The following is a 16,380-nucleotide window of genomic DNA, read 5'->3' as shown; positions in this document are numbered from 1 at the left end:
TAATGGAGGCATCATGGCCCTGAAGAGCACGGTTTTCGAACGACTCGCCCCCGATCCCGCCGTCGTCGACGCCGCCCTCGCCGGCTCGCGCCGCGGCGTCTACTGGCTCGAGGAGCCGATCGCCCCCCGGTCGCGCCTCGCCGGCGCCACGAGCGCCGACCTCGTCGTGGTCGGCGGCGGCTACACCGGCCTCTGGAGCGCGCTGCGCGCGAAGGAGCGCGACCCCGGCCGCCGCGTCGTGCTGCTCGAGGCCCGCTCGATCGGCTGGGCCGCCTCCGGCCGCAACGGCGGCTTCGTCGAGTCGAGCCTCACCCACGGCCGCGAGAACGGCCTGTCGCGCTGGCCCCGCGAGTACGAGCAGCTCGAGCGCCTCGGCGTCCAGAACCTCGACGGCATCCAGGAGACCGTCGAGCGATACGGCCTGGACTGCGACTTCGAGCGCCCCGGCTCGCTCGCCGTGGCGGTGGAGGAGTACCAGGTCGGCCCGCTCGCGGACGGCGACGGCGTCGCGGGCGGCCGCTTCCTCGACACCGAGGAGGTGCGCGCCGTCCTCGACTCGCCGATCCTGCTCGCCGGCCTCGCCGCGCCCGCCGAGCAGTGCGCCCTCGTGCACCCAGGCTCGCCCGCGAGCTGGCGCGGGCGGCGGAGGAGCTCGGCGTCGAGATCCACGAGGACAGCCGCGTGCTCGGCCTCGAGCGCGACGGCTCGGGCGTGCTCGTCCGCACCGCGGAGGGCTCGGTCGCGGCGGCGCAGGCGATCCTCGGCACCAGCGCGTTCCCGTCGCTGCTCGCCCGCACCCGGCTGCTCACGGTGCCGGTCTACGACCACGTGCTGATGACGGAGCCGCTCGACGCCGCGCAGCGGGCCTCGATCGGCTGGGAGGGCCGCGAGGGGATCAGCGACACCGCCAACCAGTTCCACTACTACCGGCTCACCGCCGACGACCGGATCCTCTGGGGCGGCTACGACGCCGTCTACCACCCGGGCGGCCGCATCCGCGCCGCGCACGAGGACCGCCCGGCGACCGACCGTGCGCTCGCCGCCCACTTCCTCACCACCTTCCCGCAGCTCGAGGGCGTCCGCTTCAGCCACCGCTGGGCCGGGGTGATCGACACCAGCACCCGCTTCGCCGCGTTCTACGGCACCGCGCTCGCCGGCCGCGTCGCCTACGCCGCCGGCTACACCGGCCTGGGCGTCGGGACGACCGCGTTCGCGGCGGACGTCCTCCTCGACCTGCTCTCCGGTGAGCGCACCGAGCGGACGGAGCTCGAGATGGTCCGCCGGGGTCCGCTGCCCTTCCCGCCCGAGCCGTTCGCGACCGCGGGGATCCAGGCGACCCGCTGGTCGCTCGACCGCGCCGACCACGACTCCGGGCGGCGCAACCTCCTGCTGAGAACGCTCGACGCGCTCGGCCTGGGCTTCGACTCCTGACGGAGGGGTCCGCCCGGTAGCGTGCTCTGCGGGGCACCGCCGGGTGCGGGAGGGACACGGATGCTCGAAGTCCTGCTCGCGGTCGCCGGCGGGGCGGCCGGTGCCGTCCTCGTCGTCAGCGGCGTGCTCAAGCTCGGGCGCACCGAGCGGTTCCGCGCGAGCCTCGCCGCGCTCGGGCTGCCGGCGCCGCTCTCCGCGAACCCGCTCTTCGCCCGCGTCTTCCCGCTCGTCGAGATCGCGCTCGGCATCGCGATCCTCCTCGCCCCCGCCCCGCTGCACCGCGGCGCGCTGCTCGGCGCGGTCGCGGTCGACGTCGTCTTCCTCGTCGTCGCGATCCGCGCGGTGCGCGCTCCCGAGCCGGTCGAGTGCGAGTGCTTCGGCGGTCTCGGCGACGCGCGGATGACCGGGCGCACCGTCGCGCGGAACGGGGTGCTCCTCGCCCTGGCCCTCGCCGGGCTCCTCGGCCCGATCGCCCCCGCGGGGCTGCTCGTCCGAGGAGTGCCCGCCCTCGTCGCGGTGCTGCTCGCCCTCGCGCTCGTGCCGGTGCGCGACCGGCTCGCGGCGCGCACGCCCACCGCCGCCGTCCCCGCCGCCGCCGACCCGGCCCCCGCCCCCGTCGACCTCGTCCTCCGCACCGCCGCCGGCGACCCGATCGCCCTCGCCGAGTGGGCCGACCCGCCCACGCACCTCGTCTTCTTCTCGCCGAACTGCGGCTCCTGCCACGACCTGGTCGAGCGCTTCCGCTGGTGGCCCAACGGCCTGCGCCCGGGCGAGGAGCTGCAGCCCGTCTTCCTCGGCGAGCCCGCCGACTTCGCCCCGCACGCGGTGTTCGCCCCGCTGATCGAGCACGCGCTCTACGACCCCGAGCGCTCCGTCGCCGCCGCCCTGGGCCGCGGCTCGACCCCGGGCCACGTCCTCCTCGACCCTGCGCACCCGCTCGGCGACGGCTGGACCAGCGGCGAGGCCGAGATCGAGAAGCGCGTGCTGCGGCCCGGCTTCTTCGAGGAGCTCCGGTGACGGCGCTCCTGGTCGTGCTGGTGCTGGCGCTCGTCGTGATCGCCGCCGCCGCCGTCGTCGGCCCGCGCCTGGGCGTCGCCTCGCCGCTCGTCCTCGTCGCGATCGGCGTCGGCGCGAGCTTCCTCCCCGTGGTCGGCCCGATCGAGATCGAGCCCGAGTGGATCCTGGCCGGCGTCCTGCCGCCGCTGCTCTACTCCAGCGCCGTGTCGATGCCGGCGATGAACTTCCGCCGAGAGTTCGGCGCCATCAGCGGGCTCTCGGTGCTGCTGGTGGTCGGCACCTCGCTCGTGCTGGGCCTGTTCTTCCTGGTCGCGCTGCCCGATCTCGGCTTCGCCTGGGGCGTCGCGCTCGGCGCGATCGTCAGCCCCACGGATGCCGTGGCCACCTCGATCGTCAAGGGCACCTCCGTCTCGCGCCGCGTCGTCGCGATGCTCGACGGCGAGAGCCTGCTCAACGACGCGACCGCGCTGGTGCTGCTGCGCACCGCGATCGCGGCCGCCGCGGCGAGCTTCTCCGTCTGGGGCGCGCTCGGCTCGTTCGCCTACTCCGTGCTGATCGCCGGCATCGTCGGCGGCCTGGTCGGCTGGCTGAACCTCGCCGTGCGCCGCCGGGTGAAGGATCCGACGGTCAACACGATCCTCTCCTTCACCGTGCCCTTCCTCGCCTCGGTGCCGGCCGAGCTGCTCGGCGCTTCGGGCCTGGTGGCCGCGGTCGTGGCCGGAGTCGTCACCGGCATCCGCGCGCCGCGCGAGCTCTCGCCGCAGAACCGGCTCTCGGACGCGCAGAACTGGCGCACCGTCGAGCTGGTGCTCGAGGGCACCGTGTTCCTCACCATGGGGCTGCAGGTGCGCGCGATCGTGACGAGCGTCGAGGAGGACCACGCCGGCGTCGGCACCGCCGTGCTGATCGCCGTCGGCGCGCTGCTGCTGACGATCCTGGTCCGCGCGGCCTACGTCGCCCCGCTGCTGGGCGTGCTGAAGAGCCGCGGCCGGCTGCGCGAGCGGATGCGCCCGCGCGTCGAGGGCCTGCACGAGCAGATGGGCACCGAGGAGGGCCGCGAGGAGAGCATCAAGCGGATCAGCCGCGGGCGCCGCACGCCGACCAGCCGCGACCTCGAGCGCTTCGCCACCCGGCTGACCCGGATGCTCGCCGACATGGAGTACTTCGTCCGCGCCCCGCTCGGCTGGCGCGAGGGCACCGCCGTGGTCTGGGCCGGGATGCGCGGTGCCGTCACGGTCGCGGCCGCGCAGACCCTGCCCGCCGACACGCCGCAGCGCTCGGTCCTCGTGCTGATCGCCTTCGCCGTCGCGGCGCTGTCGCTGCTGCTCCAGGGCGGCACCGTCGGCCCGCTGCTGCGCGCCATCGCGCCGGACGTCGACGAGGCGGCCGAGCAGAGGGCCCGGGAGGAGGAGCGCACCCGCGTCTTCGCCCTGCTCCGCACCAGCGCCGAGGCCATCGACGAGCCACCGCCGCCGCCGGACGCCCCGACCACCGCGGCCTTCGAGCAGGCGCAGAAGCACCGCCTCGCGGTCATCGCCTCGCAGCGCACGGCCCTCCTCGACGCCCGCGACGACGGCACCTTCGACGCCGACGTGCTCGCCTCCGTCCTCGCCGCGCTCGACGCCTCGCAGATCGACCTCGAGGTCCGCGCCCGCACCGCGCGCTGACCGTTCGCACCGCCCGCAGCGCGCGATGCGGTAGCCGCCCGAAACATGCGGGTCGTACGGTGAGCGCATGCGCGCAGAACTCACCCTCGGTGCCGAGGAAGAGCTCCACCTCATCGACCTCGCGTCGAGGCAGCTCTCCCCGCACGCCCCCCAGGTGCTCGCCCGGCTGCCGAAGGAGAGCTTCTCGGCCGAGCTGCAGCGCACCACGGTCGAGACGAACACCGCGGTCGTCGACTCGCTCGACGGGCTGCGCGAGCAGCTGATCACCCTCCGCCGCGCCGTGATCGACGCCGCCGCGCCGGACGGCATCGGCATCGCCGCGGTCGGCACCGCGCCCCGCTCCGAGCAGACCGACTTCGAGCTCACCAGCACCGGTCGCTACGGGCGGATGCAGGAGCAGTACCGGATGCTCGTCGACGAGCAGCTGATCTGCGGCACCCAGATCCACGTGGGCGTCTCGGACCGCGAGCTCGCCGTGCAGATCGCCCAGCGGATCGCGCGGGATCTGCCGCTGCTGCTCTCGGCGAGCGCGAGCAGCCCCTACTGGAACGGCCAGGACACCGGCTACGCGAGCATCCGCACCATCATCTGGCAGCGCTGGCCGAGCGCCGGCGCGACCGGGCCGCTCGAGTCCGCGGCCGAGTACGATCGCCTCCTCGACGACCTGATCGCCACGGGCGTCATCGCCGACGCCAAGATGGCCTACTTCGACGTGCGGCCGTCCTCGCACGCGCCGACCCTCGAGCTGCGGGTCTGCGACGCGATGCCGATCGTCGACGACGCGGTGCTGATCGCCGGGCTCTTCCGCGGGCTCGTGCGCACGGCCGAGCTCGACATCGAGGCCGGCCGCCCGTTCCGGCACACCCCGCCGCCGATCCAGCGCGCCGCCACCTGGCAGGCCGCGCGCGGCGGCCTCGCCGGTCCGCTCCTCGACCACACCGAGCACCCCCGCCCGGTGCCGGCTGCGGAGGCGCTGCGCAGCCTGATCGCCCGGCTCCAGCCCGCGCTGCACGAGCTCGGCGACCTGGAGCAGGTGCGCGAGCTGGCCGAGGCGCTGATCGCCCGCGGCAACTCCGCCGACCGGCAGCGCGCCGTCTACGCCGAGCACGGCACGCTCGACGCGGTGGTCGACGCCGTCGTCGCCGAGACCCACGGCCCCGCGAGCGGGCCGATCCTGCCCGCGCCGAGCCTGCGCACCTACCGCGTCCGCGCCGGCGACGAGGCCGTCGCGACCGGTGGGCGCGCCAAGACCGCCTACCAGCCGATCCTCGAGCACTTCCGCGGCCTCGGACCCGAGCGGCTGGAGACGCTGCACGCCTCGCGCGACCGGATCATCGAGAGGGCCGGCCTCAGCTTCCGCCTCGGCGACGAGGACCGGCCGTTCCCGGTCGACCTCGTCCCGCGGGTGCTCCAGGCGCACGAGTGGAGCGAGCTCGCCGCCGGGCTCGAGCAGCGCGCCCGCGCCCTCGAGTGCTTCCTCCAGGACGTCTACGGCGAGGGCCGCGCGGTGCGGGCGGGCGTCGTCCGCGACCTCCGCGGGGCACCCGGCTGGAGCGAGGACGCCGCGCGGCTGCCGGCCGGCGCCGTCCGCGGCGCCGTGATGGGCTTCGACCTGGTCCGGAACGAGTTCGGCGGCTGGCGCGTGCTCGAGGACAATCTGCGGAACCCGAGCGGGCTCGCCTACGCCGTCGGCATCCGCGCGCTGACCGACGAGGTCCTGCCCGACCTGCCGCGCCCCGACGGCCTGCTCGACCCGACGACGGCGCTCGCCGGGCTGCGCGCGACCCTGGCCTCCGGGACTTCGAAGGCCGACCCCGTGCTCGGCCTGCTCTCCAGCGGAGCGTCGAGCTCGGCCTGGTTCGAGCACCGCCGGCTCGCGGAGGGCGCGGGCCTGCTGCTGCTGGAGGCGGGCGACGTCACCGTCGAGGGCGGCCGGGTCCTGGCCGGCGGCGCGGTCGTCGACGCGCTCTACCTCCGCCTCGACGTCGAGCTGGCCGACCTCGTCGCCGGCGAGCGGGCGATCGGCCGCGAGATCCTCGAGGTCGCCGCGGCCGGAGCGGTGTACCTCGCGAACGCGCCGGGCAACGGCGTCGCGGACGACAAGGCGCTCTACTGCGCGGTCCCCGAGCTGATCGGCTACTACCTCGACGAGCGCCCGCTGCTCGAGTCGGTGCCCACCTACCGTCCGGAGGACGAGGCGGAGCGGCGCATCGTCCTCGAGCGCGTCGGCGAGCTGGTCACCAAGCCGGTCGACGGCTACGGCGGCCGCGGTGTGCTGATCGGCCCGTCCGCCCCCGCGGCGCGGGTCGCCGAGCGGCGGGCAGAGATCGCCGCGGATCCGGGCGGCTGGGTCGCGCAGGAGGTCGTCCGGCTGTCCTCGCTGCCCGCGTTCTCCGGCACCGATCTGCAGCCCCGGCACATCGACCTCCGCGCCTTCGTCTTCGTCACCGGCACCGGTCCCGGCGACGTCCGGCTCGCCGACCTCGCGCTCACCCGCGTGGCGGCCGAGGGCAGCATGATCGTCAACTCCTCGCGCGGCGGCGGCGCGAAGGACACCTGGATCGTCGGAGGCTGAGATGTGCGGCATCGCGGGCGAGATCCGCTTCGACGGCGAGCGCGCCGACCTCGGCGCCGTCGACCGGATGACCGGCTGCCTCGTGCACCGGGGCCCGGACGGCGACGGGCTGTGGTCCTCGGGCCGCGTCGCGCTCGGGCACCGGCGCCTGGCGATCATCGACCTCTCGGCGGCCGGCGCGCAGCCGATGATCGACTCCGCGCTCGGCCTCGCGGTCGTCTTCAACGGCTGCATCTACAACCACGTGCAGCTGCGCGCCGAGCTGGAGGCGAAGGGGCACCGCTTCTTCTCGCACTCGGACACCGAGGTGATCGGCAAGGCCTACGCCGAGTGGGGCGAGGACTTCGTCGACCACCTGCTCGGCATGTTCGCCGTCGCGATCGTCGAGCGCGACTCCGGCCGCGTGGTGCTGGCCCGCGACCGCCTCGGCATCAAGCCGCTCTACCTCGACGAGTCGCGGGAGCGGATCCGCTTCGCCTCGACCGTGCCGGCGCTGCTCGCGGCCGGCGTCGCCGACACCTCGATCGACCGCACGGCCCTGATGCTCTACCTGAGCTTCCACTCGGTCGTGCCCGCGCCGCGCACGATCCTCCGCGGAGTGACGAAGCTGCCGCCCGCGACCGTCCGCGTGATCGAGCCCGACGGCTCGAGCCGCGAGCGCGTCTACTGGGAGCCGGTGTTCGCCCGCGATCCCGCGCGGTCCGGCTGGAGCGAGCGCGACTGGCAGGAGGCGCTGCTCGCCTCGTTCCGCACCGCCGTCGAGCGCCGGATGGTCGCCGACGTGCCGGTCGGCGTGCTGCTCTCCGGCGGCATCGACTCCAGCCTGATCGTCGCGCTTCTCGCCGAGGCGGGGCAGACCGGGCTGCAGACCTTCTCGATCGGCTTCGACGCGGCGGGAGGCGAGTCCGGCGACGAGTTCGAGTACTCGAGCCTCGTCGCCGAGCGCTTCGGCACCGACCACCACCGCCTGCCGATCGACTCCTCCCGCCTGCTCCCCGGCATCGACGCCGCGGTCGGCGCGATGAGCGAGCCGATGGTCTCGCACGACGCGGTCGCCTTCCACCTGCTCAGCGAGGACGTCTCGCAGCACGTGAAGGTGGTGCAGTCCGGCCAGGGCGCCGACGAGGTGCTCGGCGGCTACGACTGGTACCCGCCACTGGCCGGGGTGCCGCGCGAGCGGGCCGCGCGGGCCTACGCGGATGTGTTCGTCGACCGCTCCTTCTTCGCGCTGCAGGCCCTCCTGGCGCCGGAGTGGCGCGGCGACCCCGATGCGGCGACGGCGTTCCTCGCCGAGCGCTTCGCCCGCCCCGGCGCCGACACCGCCGTCGACGCGGCGCTGCGCAACGACACCGCGGTGATGCTCGTCGACGACCCGGTGAAGCGCGTCGACAACATGACCATGGCATGGGGACTGGAGGCGCGCGTCCCGTTCCTCGACCACGAGTTCGTCGACCTCGTCGGCACGATCCCGCCGGAGCTCAAGCTCGCCGACGGCGGCAAGGGGATCCTCAAGCGGGCCGTCCGCGGCACCGTGCCGGACGAGGTGATCGACCGCACCAAGGGCTCGTTCCCGGTGCCGGCCATCCGCCAGCTCGAGGGCCCGTACCTCGAGCGGGTGCGGGCTGCGCTGAGCGACCCGGCCGCGCGCCGCCGCGGCCTCTTCGACCAGGCGAGCGTCGACTCCCTCCTGGCCGACCCGAACAGCACGCGCACCCGCCTCGGCTCGAACGAGCTCTGGCAGCTCGCCCTGCTCGAGATGTGGCTGCAGGAGCACGGCGTCGGCTGACCGGTCGCGGCGCGGCGGCTCGGCCCGGTGCCGGAGGATGGAGGCATGACGTCTCCCTCCGCCGTCCAGCCCGAAGCCGTCCAGCCCGCCGCCGTCGCCGAGCCCGCTGCCGCCGAGCGGCTCGGCCTCGAGCTCGTGCACTCCTGGGGCAGCTGGGGGCCGACGATGACGCCGGACGCCGCCCGCGTGGCGTTCCTCAGCGATCGCGGCGGAGCGCCGGAGGTCTGGGTGCAGGACGTCGTCGTAGGGGCCGAGCCCGCCGAGCCGCGCCGGATCGAGCTCACCGAGGACCCGGTCGTCGAGGTGTCCTGGTCGGCCGACTCCGCCTGGCTGGCCTGCCTCGTCGCGACCGACGGCGGCGTGCGCACCCAGGTCTGGGTGGTCCGGCCCGACGGCTCCGACGCCCGCCGCATCGCCGGCTCCCGCGACGCCCACGCCGCGCTCGGCCCGTGGACGCGCAGCGGGCACCACGTCGTCGTCACCCTCCCCTCGGCCGAGCCCGAGCAGCCGACCCGCTCGTTCCTCATCGATCCGGCGAGCGGCGAGCGCAAGCCGCTCGTCGAGGGCGACCTCATCTCGGTGCTCGACCTCTCGGTGGAGGAGCGGCTCGTCGTCGTCCGCGACGGCCAGCGCGGCCACCAGTACTGCGTCGTCGTCGACCGCCTGACCGGCGAGAACCACGCCCTGCTGCCCGATTCCGGCACCGGATCGACGGACGTCGCTCTGCTGCGCCCCTCGCCGCTGCACGACACCGAGAGCCCGATGGTCGCCTACCTTGCGACCGACGTCGATCTGCCGCGGCGCGAGCTGGTCGCGATGCCGCTCGGCCCCGACGGCTGGCGGGGCCGCGTCCGCCGGGTCGCCGCCCGCGACGACGCCGAGCTCGAGGGCCTCGACGCCGACGACGCCGGCCGGATGCTCCTGCTGGTCTGGAACGTGGCGGGCTCGAGCGAGATCGAGCTGCTCGACACCACCACCGGCGCGCGCGTGCCGGTCGCCGGCCTCCCCGGGCTCGTCGCGACGACGCCGGTGCTCTCCCGTGACGGCGGAGCCGTCGTCCTCGGCGTCGAGGGGCCGGAGCGCCCGCGCGAGCTCTGGCGGCTCGACACCGCGACGCACGCGTGGTCGCGCCTCACCCAGGTGCCGGTGCTCGACGCGCCGCCGCTGATCGTGCCGACGCTCGAGCGCTTCCGGGGCCGCGACGGGCTCGCGCTCTCCGGCTGGCTGTACCGGGCGCCGCAGTCGCGCGGCCCGGCCCTGCTCAGCCTGCACGGCGGCCCGGAGTCGCAGGAGCGGCCCACCTTCTCGGCGCAGCACCAGGCCGTCGCCGCGGCCGGCATCTCGGTCTTCGCGCCGAACGTGCGCGGCTCCTCGGGCTTCGGCCGCGACTTCGTGCACGCCGACGACGTCGAGAAGCGCACCGCCGCCTTCGACGACGTGCTCGCCGCCGCCGCCTTCCTGGTCGAGGCGGGGATCGCCGACCCCGCGCGGATCGCCGTCTCCGGCCGCTCCTACGGCGGCTACCTCACCCTCGCCGCGCTGGCCTTCTCGCCGGGCGTCTTCGCGGCGGGCGTCGACATCTGCGGCATGTCGCACCTGCAGACCTTCTACCGCGACACCGAGCCGTGGATCGCCTCGTCCGCCGTCACCAAGTACGGCCATCCCGAGCACGACGCCGAGCTGCTCGAGCGGCTCTCACCGCTGAACCGGGCCGACGCGATCGGCGTGCCGCTGCTCGTCGTGCACGGCGAGCTCGACACCAACGTGCCGATCGGCGAGGCGCTGCAGATCGTCGCCGCCCTGGAGGAGCTCGGCCGCCCGGTCCGCTACCTCCAGCTCGACGGCGAGGGCCACGAGTACCGCCGCGCCGAGTCGAAGGAGACGCTGCTGCGCGAGCTCGTCCGCTTCCTCACGGAGTCGCTCGCCGCCCGCTGACCGGGCTGCCGGCAGCTCAGTCCACGAGCAGGCTCAGTCCACCAGCTGCCAGGCGTGCGCCTCGACCCGCACGCCGCCGACGCTCACGGCCTCGTCGCCCAGGTTCAGCGCCAGTCGCGCGCTCTCGCCGTCCGGCCCCTCGGCGACGAGCAGCACGGCGGTGTTCGAGAGGTCGACGCTCCGGGTGGGCGCGGAGACGAGCCAGGGGTGCCGGCGGCGGAAGCCGATGACCTCCTGGTGCGCCCGATAGGCGTCGTTCCGCGGCCACTCGCCGGGGTCGGCCGGGAACTCGGGCCGGATCGCGTCGTCGCCGCCGACGCGCTCCTCCTTGACCCCCTCGAGGCCGCGCTCGTCGCCGGAGTAGACGCTCGGCACGCCGCCGACGAAGCCGAGGACCGCGACCGCGTGCCCGTGGTGGCGCGGGTCGCCGATCGCGCTGGCGAGCCGGGTGACGTCGTGGTTGCCGATGAAGGTCAGCGGCAGGAACTCCTCGAGGAATCCCGCGTGGCGCTGCAGCGTCCAGTCCAGCTCGAAGAGGTTCGCCTCCTCGATCGAGCTGCGCACCGACTTCCACAGCTCGTACTGGGTGACCGAGTCCAGGCCCGACTCCCGCACGTACTCGGCGTAGTCGCCGTGGATGACCTCGCCGACGAACCAGGCCTCCGGGAAGCGCTCGCGCACCGGATCGATCGCGGCGCGCCAGTCGGCGGGGGCGACGGCGTAGGCCGCGTCGAGGCGCCAGCCGTCGATCCCGCGCTCGAGCCAGTGCGCCAGGACCGCGGAGACGTGCACCGCGACCTCGGGGTTCGCCGTGTCCAGCTCGACGAGCGCCTCGTGGCCCTCGAAGACGTCGACCAGCAGCCCGTCGACCTCGCGCGCCGCCCCGGTCCGCCGGAATCGCGCGGCGGCCGGGGAGCCCTCGCCCGCCGCGACCGCCTCGCGCCACCACGGGTGGTCGCGCCCGACGTGGTTGAAGACGCCGTCGAAGACCACGCGGATGCCGCGCTCGCGGCAGGCCGCGATCAGCGCGTCGAGATCGCGCTCGTCGCCGAGGCGCGGATCGACGCGGAAGTGGTCGACCGTGTCGTAGCCGTGCGTCATCGAGGCGAACACCGGCCCGAGCAGCAGCCCGTTGCAGCCGAGCGCGAGCAGGTCGTCGAGCCAGGGCAGCAGCCGGGGGAGCCGGTGCTGCGGCTCCTCGCCCGCCTGCGGTCCGTCGGCCGCGGTCGCCTCCGCGCCGAGGAACGCCAGCGGGTGGATCTGCCACCAGATCGCCGCCGTGATCCACTCGTCCGTCGTCCGCACCATCGCTGGGCCGCCTCTCCCGGCGTGCTCGGGCGCGCGCCGTCGGCGAGTGTAGCGACGGGCGCTGACATCGGCTCCCAGCCGCCCGGAGGGCTCCGCGGGGCCCGGATCGGCGTGATTCCGGGGTTCTGGTCGCGCGAATCGCGACCGATCCGGGATCGTGCTGGTAGGTTACGGACGGTCCGACCGGTTGACGGGGTCCGTCCCCGGCCGATGGACGACACACAACCACCAGCTGTTCTCAACAGCGCGAACGTCCTGGGAGGACACTCCAATGGCTGACAAGTCGCTCAACCGCACCGAGCTCGTCGCGAAGATCGCCGCGGACTCCGGCCAGAGCCAGGCCGCCGTCAACGGCGTCCTCGACTCGCTCTTCTCCACCCTGGCCGACTCCGTCTCCAACGACGTGAAGGTCACCATCCCCGGCTGGATCGCCGTCGAGCGCACGTCGCGCGCCGCGCGCACCGGACGCAACCCGCAGACCGGTGAGACCATCCAGATCGCGGCCGGCCACTCGGTCAAGGTCTCGGCCGGCACCAAGCTCAAGGCCGCTGCCAAGTAGTCACGGCCCCTGCACGACGACGAGACCCCGGCGATCCGCCGGGGTCTTCGTCGTCGGGCCGCCCCCCAGCCGCGAGAACGTAGGCTGACGGAGTGAATCGAACCGTCCGGATCGCGGGCCCGGCGCTCCTGCTCGTGGTCGCCTCGCTCGTCGCGCTCCTGGCGGCGCTCGCGTTCGGCGGCGGTTCGGCCGCGCCGCTCCTGAACGACCCCGGTCCCGTCGTCCGCTTCGGCCTGCCCGTCGCCAAGCTCGCGGTCAACCTCGGCGCCGCCGGCATGATCGGCGCCCTCGTCCTCACGCTCTTCGCCCTGAGCCCCCGCACCGTCGCGGCCCGCAAGGGCGCCCCCGCCGGTGCCGAGCAGCGCACCGAGCAGCGCACCGAATACACGATCGCCCTCGACGTCGCCGCCGCGAGTGCCGCCTTCCTCGCCGCCGCCTCCGCGCTGACCGGCTTCTTCACCTTCCTCAACGTCACCCAGACCCCGTTGAGCTTCGACCGCGACTTCGGCACCAAGCTCAGCTACTTCATCGGCAGCATCCCGGTCGGCCAGGCCTGGCTGATCACCACCCTGCTCGCGGCCGTCGTCACCGTGCTCTGCTTCGCGGTGCGCAACCAGACCGCCCTCGTCTTCGTCACGGTGATCGCCCTGCTCACGCTGCTCCCGATGGCGCAGCAGGGCCACGCGGCCGGGGCGAGCGGCCACGACGCCGCGGTCACCGCCCTCGGCCTGCACCTGGTCTTCGCCGCGGTCTGGCTCGGCGGCCTGATCACCGTCGTCGTGCTGCGCCCGCTGCTCGGCGGCGCGCGCCTGCTGCCCGTGATCAGCCGCTACTCGAGCCTCGCGCTCGTCAGCTTCATCGTGGTCGCCGCCTCGGGCTACCTCAGCGCCGAGCTGCGGCTGGCCACGATCGGCAACCTCCTCACCGGCTACGGCGTCCTCGTGCTGGTCAAGGTCGCGGCGCTGACGGCGCTCGGTCTCTTCGGCCTAGTGCAGCGCCGCTTCCTGATCGCCCGGATGCGCACCGCCGGCGGCGCGGGCGGCCGCAGCTTCTGGTGGCTCGTCGCCGCCGAGGTCGCCTTCATGGGCATCGCCTCCGGAGTGGCCGCCGCGCTCGCGCGCACCGCGACGCCGGTCGACCAGGTGGTCGCGACCGAGCTGGCGAACCCCACGCCGGCCGAGCTGCTCACCGGCGAGCCGCTGCCGCCGGCCCCGAGCGCCCTCACCTTCGTCACCCTCTGGAACGTCGACCTGGTCTGGCTCCTGGTCTGCGGCTTCGGCATCGCCTTCTACGTCGCCGGCGTGGTGCGGCTGCACCGCCGGGGCGACCGCTGGCCCGTGCACCGCACGGTGCTCTGGATCGCCGGCATGCTGCTGCTCGCGTACATCACGAACGGCGGCGTGAACGCCTACGAGAAGTACCTGTTCAGCGCGCACATGCTCGCGCACATGGTGCTGACGATGGCGGTGCCGGTGCTGCTCGTGCCGGCCGCGCCGGTGACGCTGATCGCGCGCGCCGCGGCCCGCCGCACCGACGGCTCCCGGGGAGGCCGCGAGTGGGTCCTCCTCGCCGTGCACTCGCGCTTCGCCACCGCGATCTCGCACCCGATCGTCGCCGCGCTGCTGTTCGTCGGCTCGCTCTGGGGCTTCTACTACTCGCCGCTGTTCCGCTGGGCGACGACCGACCACATCGGCCACGAATGGATGATCGTGCACTTCCTGATCACGGGCTACCTCTTCGTGAGCGTCCTGATCGGGGTCGACCCGAGCGTGCACCGCGTCCCGTACCCGATGCGCCTGCTCCTGCTGCTGGGCACGATGGCGTTCCACGCCTTCTTCGGCCTCGCGCTGATGACGGGGGAGGGCCTCCTGCTCGCCGACTGGTACGGCGCGATGGGCTGGGGCACCTCCGCCCTCGCCGACCAGCAGGCGGCCGGCGGCATCGCCTGGAGCATCGGCGAGATCCCCACCCTCGCGCTCGCGATCATCGTCGCGGTGATGTGGAGCCGGGCGGACGCCCGCGACTCCAAGCGGCTGGACCGGCAGGCCGACCGCACCGGCGAGGCCGAGCTCTCCGCGTACAACGACCGCCTGGCCGCCCTGCAGAAGCGCGGCTGACCCCGCCGCTCGCGGCCGACCCCGCCGCTCGGGCCGACCCCGCCGTGCCCGGGGCAGCCCCCGGCTCAGCGGACGTCCCGCGCCAGCCCGGAGCGGGCCGGCCGGGCCGTTCCTAGGCTGTGCCCCGATGCCCGTCCTCGCCCGTTCCCTGCGGGTCCGAGGCGGTGCGCTGCGAGAAGGGGAACGCATGATCGAGGCACGAGGCCTGACCAAGAGGTACGGCGCGAAGACCGCCGTCGACGGGATCGACTTCACCGTCGAGCCGGGGAGGGTCACGGGCTTCCTGGGCCCGAACGGCGCCGGCAAATCGACGACGATGCGGATGATCGTCGGTCTGGACCGTCCGTCCGCCGGCTCGGTGCTGGTGAACGGCAGCCCCTACCGCGAGCACGCCGCCCCCCTCGCCGAGGTCGGCGCCCTGCTCGATGCGAAGGCGACGCACCGCGGCCGCTCCCTCCGCGACCACCTGCGCGTGATCGCCGCGACCCACCGCATCCCGCGCTCGCGGGTCGAGGAGGTCATCGAGGTGGTCGGTCTCGGCAGCGTCGCGCGCAAGCGCGTCGGCGGCTTCTCGCTGGGGATGGGCCAGCGGGTGGGCATCGCGACCGCTCTGCTCGGCGATCCGCGGACGCTGCTGCTCGACGAGCCGGTCAACGGCCTCGACCCGGAGGGCGTCCGCTGGGTCCGCGACTTCGTGCGCGCGAAGGCGGCGGAGGGCTGCTGCGTCCTGCTCTCCTCGCACCTGATGAGCGAGATGGCGCAGACCGCCGACCACATCATCGTCCTCGGCCGTGGCCGGATCCTCGCCGATGCGCCCCTGGCCGACTTCCTCGCCGAGTCCCGCCCGCGCGTGCGGGTCGAGAGCCCGGAGGCGGCGCGACTCGCCGAGCTCCTCGCCGCTCGCGGCGCCACGGTCGCCGCCGCCGGCGGCGGGCTCGAGGTCGAGGGCCTCGAGGCGCCGGCCGTCGGCGCGCTCGCCCACGAGGCGGGTGTCGTCCTGCACGCGCTGACCGGCCTCACCCGCTCCCTCGAGGAGGCCTACGTCGCCATGACCGCCGATGCGGTCGAGTACTCCGCCGCCGCCCAGCCGCTCGAAGGAGCCACCCGATGACCACGACCGCCCGCGCCTCCGCCAGCCGGCCCTCCGCCACCGGGGCCCGCCTCCGGCTCGACGGCGTCCTCCACTCCGAGCTGCTCAAGCTCGTCACGGTCCGCTCCACCTGGTGGTCGATCGCGATCTCCGTGCTCCTCGCACTCGCGCTCGCACTCGCGATCGGCAGCGCCGCCACGCTCGAGGAGGGGACGTCGGCCGCCGCACTCGTGGCCGGTGGAACGACCGTGCACCTCCAGTTCGTCGGGCTGGTGATCGCCGTCCTCGGCGCACTGTCGGTCGGCGGCGAGTACTCGACGGGGATGATCCGCTCCACCTACACCGCCGTGCCGCGCCGCCTGCCCTCGCTCGTCGGGCGCGGCGTCGTGGTCGCGGCCGCGTCCTTCGTGGTGGGCCTCGTCACCTGCTCGGGTTCGCTCGCGATCATCGCGCCTCTCCTCGCCGGCAAGGGCGTGACGGTGCCACCGCTCACCGACGGGCTGCTGGCGAGCATCCTCGGCGGCGCCTTCTACCTCGCCGTCGTCGGCGCGGTGTCGGTCGGGCTCGGGGCGCTGCTGCGCAGCACGGCCGCGGCGATCGGCGTCTCCGTCGGCCTGCTGTTTGTGCTGCCGATCATCACGTCGATCGCGGGTGGTCTGATCCACGCGGACTGGATCGTCGACGCGAGCCGCTTCCTGCTCTCGAACATCGGCGTCTCGCTCGCGGAACTGCCGGGGGCGGGCGCGATCAGCGACATCGGGTCCGTCCTGGCCGCCCTCGGCTGGGTCGTCGCCGTCTGGGTCCCGGCGCTGCTGGTCACCCGCGTCCGCGACGTCTGAGCCCATCACGTCAGCGTCGAGAAGGTCGGTGCCGATCACGTCGGTGCCGGGCCGGG

At 74.4% G+C, this 16,380-nt stretch carries 10 protein-coding genes and 1 pseudogene; 10 read left to right on the top strand and 1 reads right to left on the bottom strand.

Annotated features, from left to right (window positions below; all coding sequences use genetic code 11):
• The first annotated feature begins 19 nt into the window (after window positions 1-19).
• The 6 genes and pseudogenes from GSU72_RS16475 to GSU72_RS16450 all read left to right on the top strand — a co-directional run bounded on the left by GSU72_RS16475 (window position 20) and on the right by GSU72_RS16450 (window position 10,411).
• Window positions 20-1,431, top strand: a pseudogene (locus GSU72_RS16475) (FAD-binding oxidoreductase).
• Between the two features lie 60 nt (window positions 1,432-1,491).
• On the top strand, window positions 1,492-2,448 hold the full coding sequence (locus tag GSU72_RS16470; RefSeq protein WP_159986000.1) for a MauE/DoxX family redox-associated membrane protein: 957 nt from the start codon (window positions 1,492-1,494) through the stop codon (window positions 2,446-2,448).
• A complete protein-coding gene (locus GSU72_RS16465; protein WP_159985999.1) occupies window positions 2,445-4,115 on the top strand; it encodes a sodium:proton antiporter in 1,671 nt (556 codons plus the stop codon). The genes GSU72_RS16470 and GSU72_RS16465 overlap by 4 nt, the downstream gene beginning before the upstream one ends.
• Window positions 4,116-4,182: 67 nt before the next feature.
• Window positions 4,183-6,690 carry a glutamate--cysteine ligase gene (locus GSU72_RS16460; protein WP_159985998.1) on the top strand — a complete coding sequence of 836 codons (2,508 nt, stop codon included), beginning with the start codon at window positions 4,183-4,185 and terminating at the stop codon, window positions 6,688-6,690.
• A 1-nt stretch (window position 6,691) separates the two neighbouring features.
• Window positions 6,692-8,476 carry an N-acetylglutaminylglutamine amidotransferase gene (locus GSU72_RS16455; protein ID WP_159985997.1) on the top strand — a complete coding sequence of 595 codons (1,785 nt, stop codon included), beginning with the start codon at window positions 6,692-6,694 and terminating at the stop codon, window positions 8,474-8,476.
• 45 nt (window positions 8,477-8,521) lie between these two features.
• Window positions 8,522-10,411, top strand: a complete 1,890-nt coding sequence (locus GSU72_RS16450; protein ID WP_159985996.1) for a S9 family peptidase — start codon at window positions 8,522-8,524, stop codon at window positions 10,409-10,411.
• Between the two features lie 33 nt (window positions 10,412-10,444).
• Here the strand turns inward: GSU72_RS16450 and GSU72_RS16445 are convergent, their stop codons facing one another.
• Entirely contained in the window at window positions 10,445-11,719 is a 1,275-nt protein-coding gene (locus tag GSU72_RS16445; RefSeq protein ID WP_159985995.1) for an alpha-amylase family glycosyl hydrolase, read from the bottom strand.
• 271 nt (window positions 11,720-11,990) lie between these two features.
• Between GSU72_RS16445 and GSU72_RS16440 the strand changes: the two genes are divergently transcribed.
• From GSU72_RS16440 to GSU72_RS16425, 4 genes are all read left to right on the top strand, one after another.
• Complete coding sequence (locus GSU72_RS16440) at window positions 11,991-12,278, top strand: HU family DNA-binding protein (RefSeq protein WP_055786347.1); 288 nt, start codon at window positions 11,991-11,993, stop codon at window positions 12,276-12,278.
• Window positions 12,279-12,370: 92 nt separating this feature from the next.
• Window positions 12,371-14,395: a cytochrome c oxidase assembly protein gene (locus tag GSU72_RS16435; protein ID WP_208545085.1), complete on the top strand. Its 2,025-nt coding sequence runs from the start codon at window positions 12,371-12,373 to the stop codon at window positions 14,393-14,395.
• Window positions 14,396-14,582: 187 nt separating this feature from the next.
• On the top strand, window positions 14,583-15,506 hold the full coding sequence (locus tag GSU72_RS16430) for an ATP-binding cassette domain-containing protein (protein ID WP_159985994.1): 924 nt from the start codon (window positions 14,583-14,585) through the stop codon (window positions 15,504-15,506).
• On the top strand, window positions 15,503-16,324 hold the full coding sequence (locus GSU72_RS16425; RefSeq protein WP_159985993.1) for an ABC transporter permease subunit: 822 nt from the start codon (window positions 15,503-15,505) through the stop codon (window positions 16,322-16,324). The genes GSU72_RS16430 and GSU72_RS16425 overlap by 4 nt, the downstream gene beginning before the upstream one ends.
• Window positions 16,325-16,380: the final 56 nt, after the last annotated feature.

It is taken from the genome of Rathayibacter sp. VKM Ac-2760 (genome assembly GCF_009834185.1).
Taxonomy (GTDB): domain Bacteria; phylum Actinomycetota; class Actinomycetes; order Actinomycetales; family Microbacteriaceae; genus Rathayibacter.
Note: the sequence above shows the minus strand (reverse complement) of the source record. Positions and strands in the feature narration are given on the sequence as shown.

Coding starts and splice junctions, on each gene's coding strand:
- GSU72_RS16470 (WP_159986000.1), top strand. CDS start 1,492: ATGCTCGAAGTCCTGCTCGCGGTCGCCGGCGGGGCGGCCGGTGCCGTC.
- GSU72_RS16460 (WP_159985998.1), top strand. CDS start 4,183: ATGCGCGCAGAACTCACCCTCGGTGCCGAGGAAGAGCTCCACCTCATC.
- GSU72_RS16455 (WP_159985997.1), top strand. CDS start 6,692: ATGTGCGGCATCGCGGGCGAGATCCGCTTCGACGGCGAGCGCGCCGAC.
- GSU72_RS16450 (WP_159985996.1), top strand. CDS start 8,522: ATGACGTCTCCCTCCGCCGTCCAGCCCGAAGCCGTCCAGCCCGCCGCC.
- GSU72_RS16445 (WP_159985995.1), bottom strand. CDS start 11,719: ATGGTGCGGACGACGGACGAGTGGATCACGGCGGCGATCTGGTGGCAG.
- GSU72_RS16440 (WP_055786347.1), top strand. CDS start 11,991: ATGGCTGACAAGTCGCTCAACCGCACCGAGCTCGTCGCGAAGATCGCC.
- GSU72_RS16430 (WP_159985994.1), top strand. CDS start 14,583: ATGATCGAGGCACGAGGCCTGACCAAGAGGTACGGCGCGAAGACCGCC.
- GSU72_RS16425 (WP_159985993.1), top strand. CDS start 15,503: ATGACCACGACCGCCCGCGCCTCCGCCAGCCGGCCCTCCGCCACCGGG.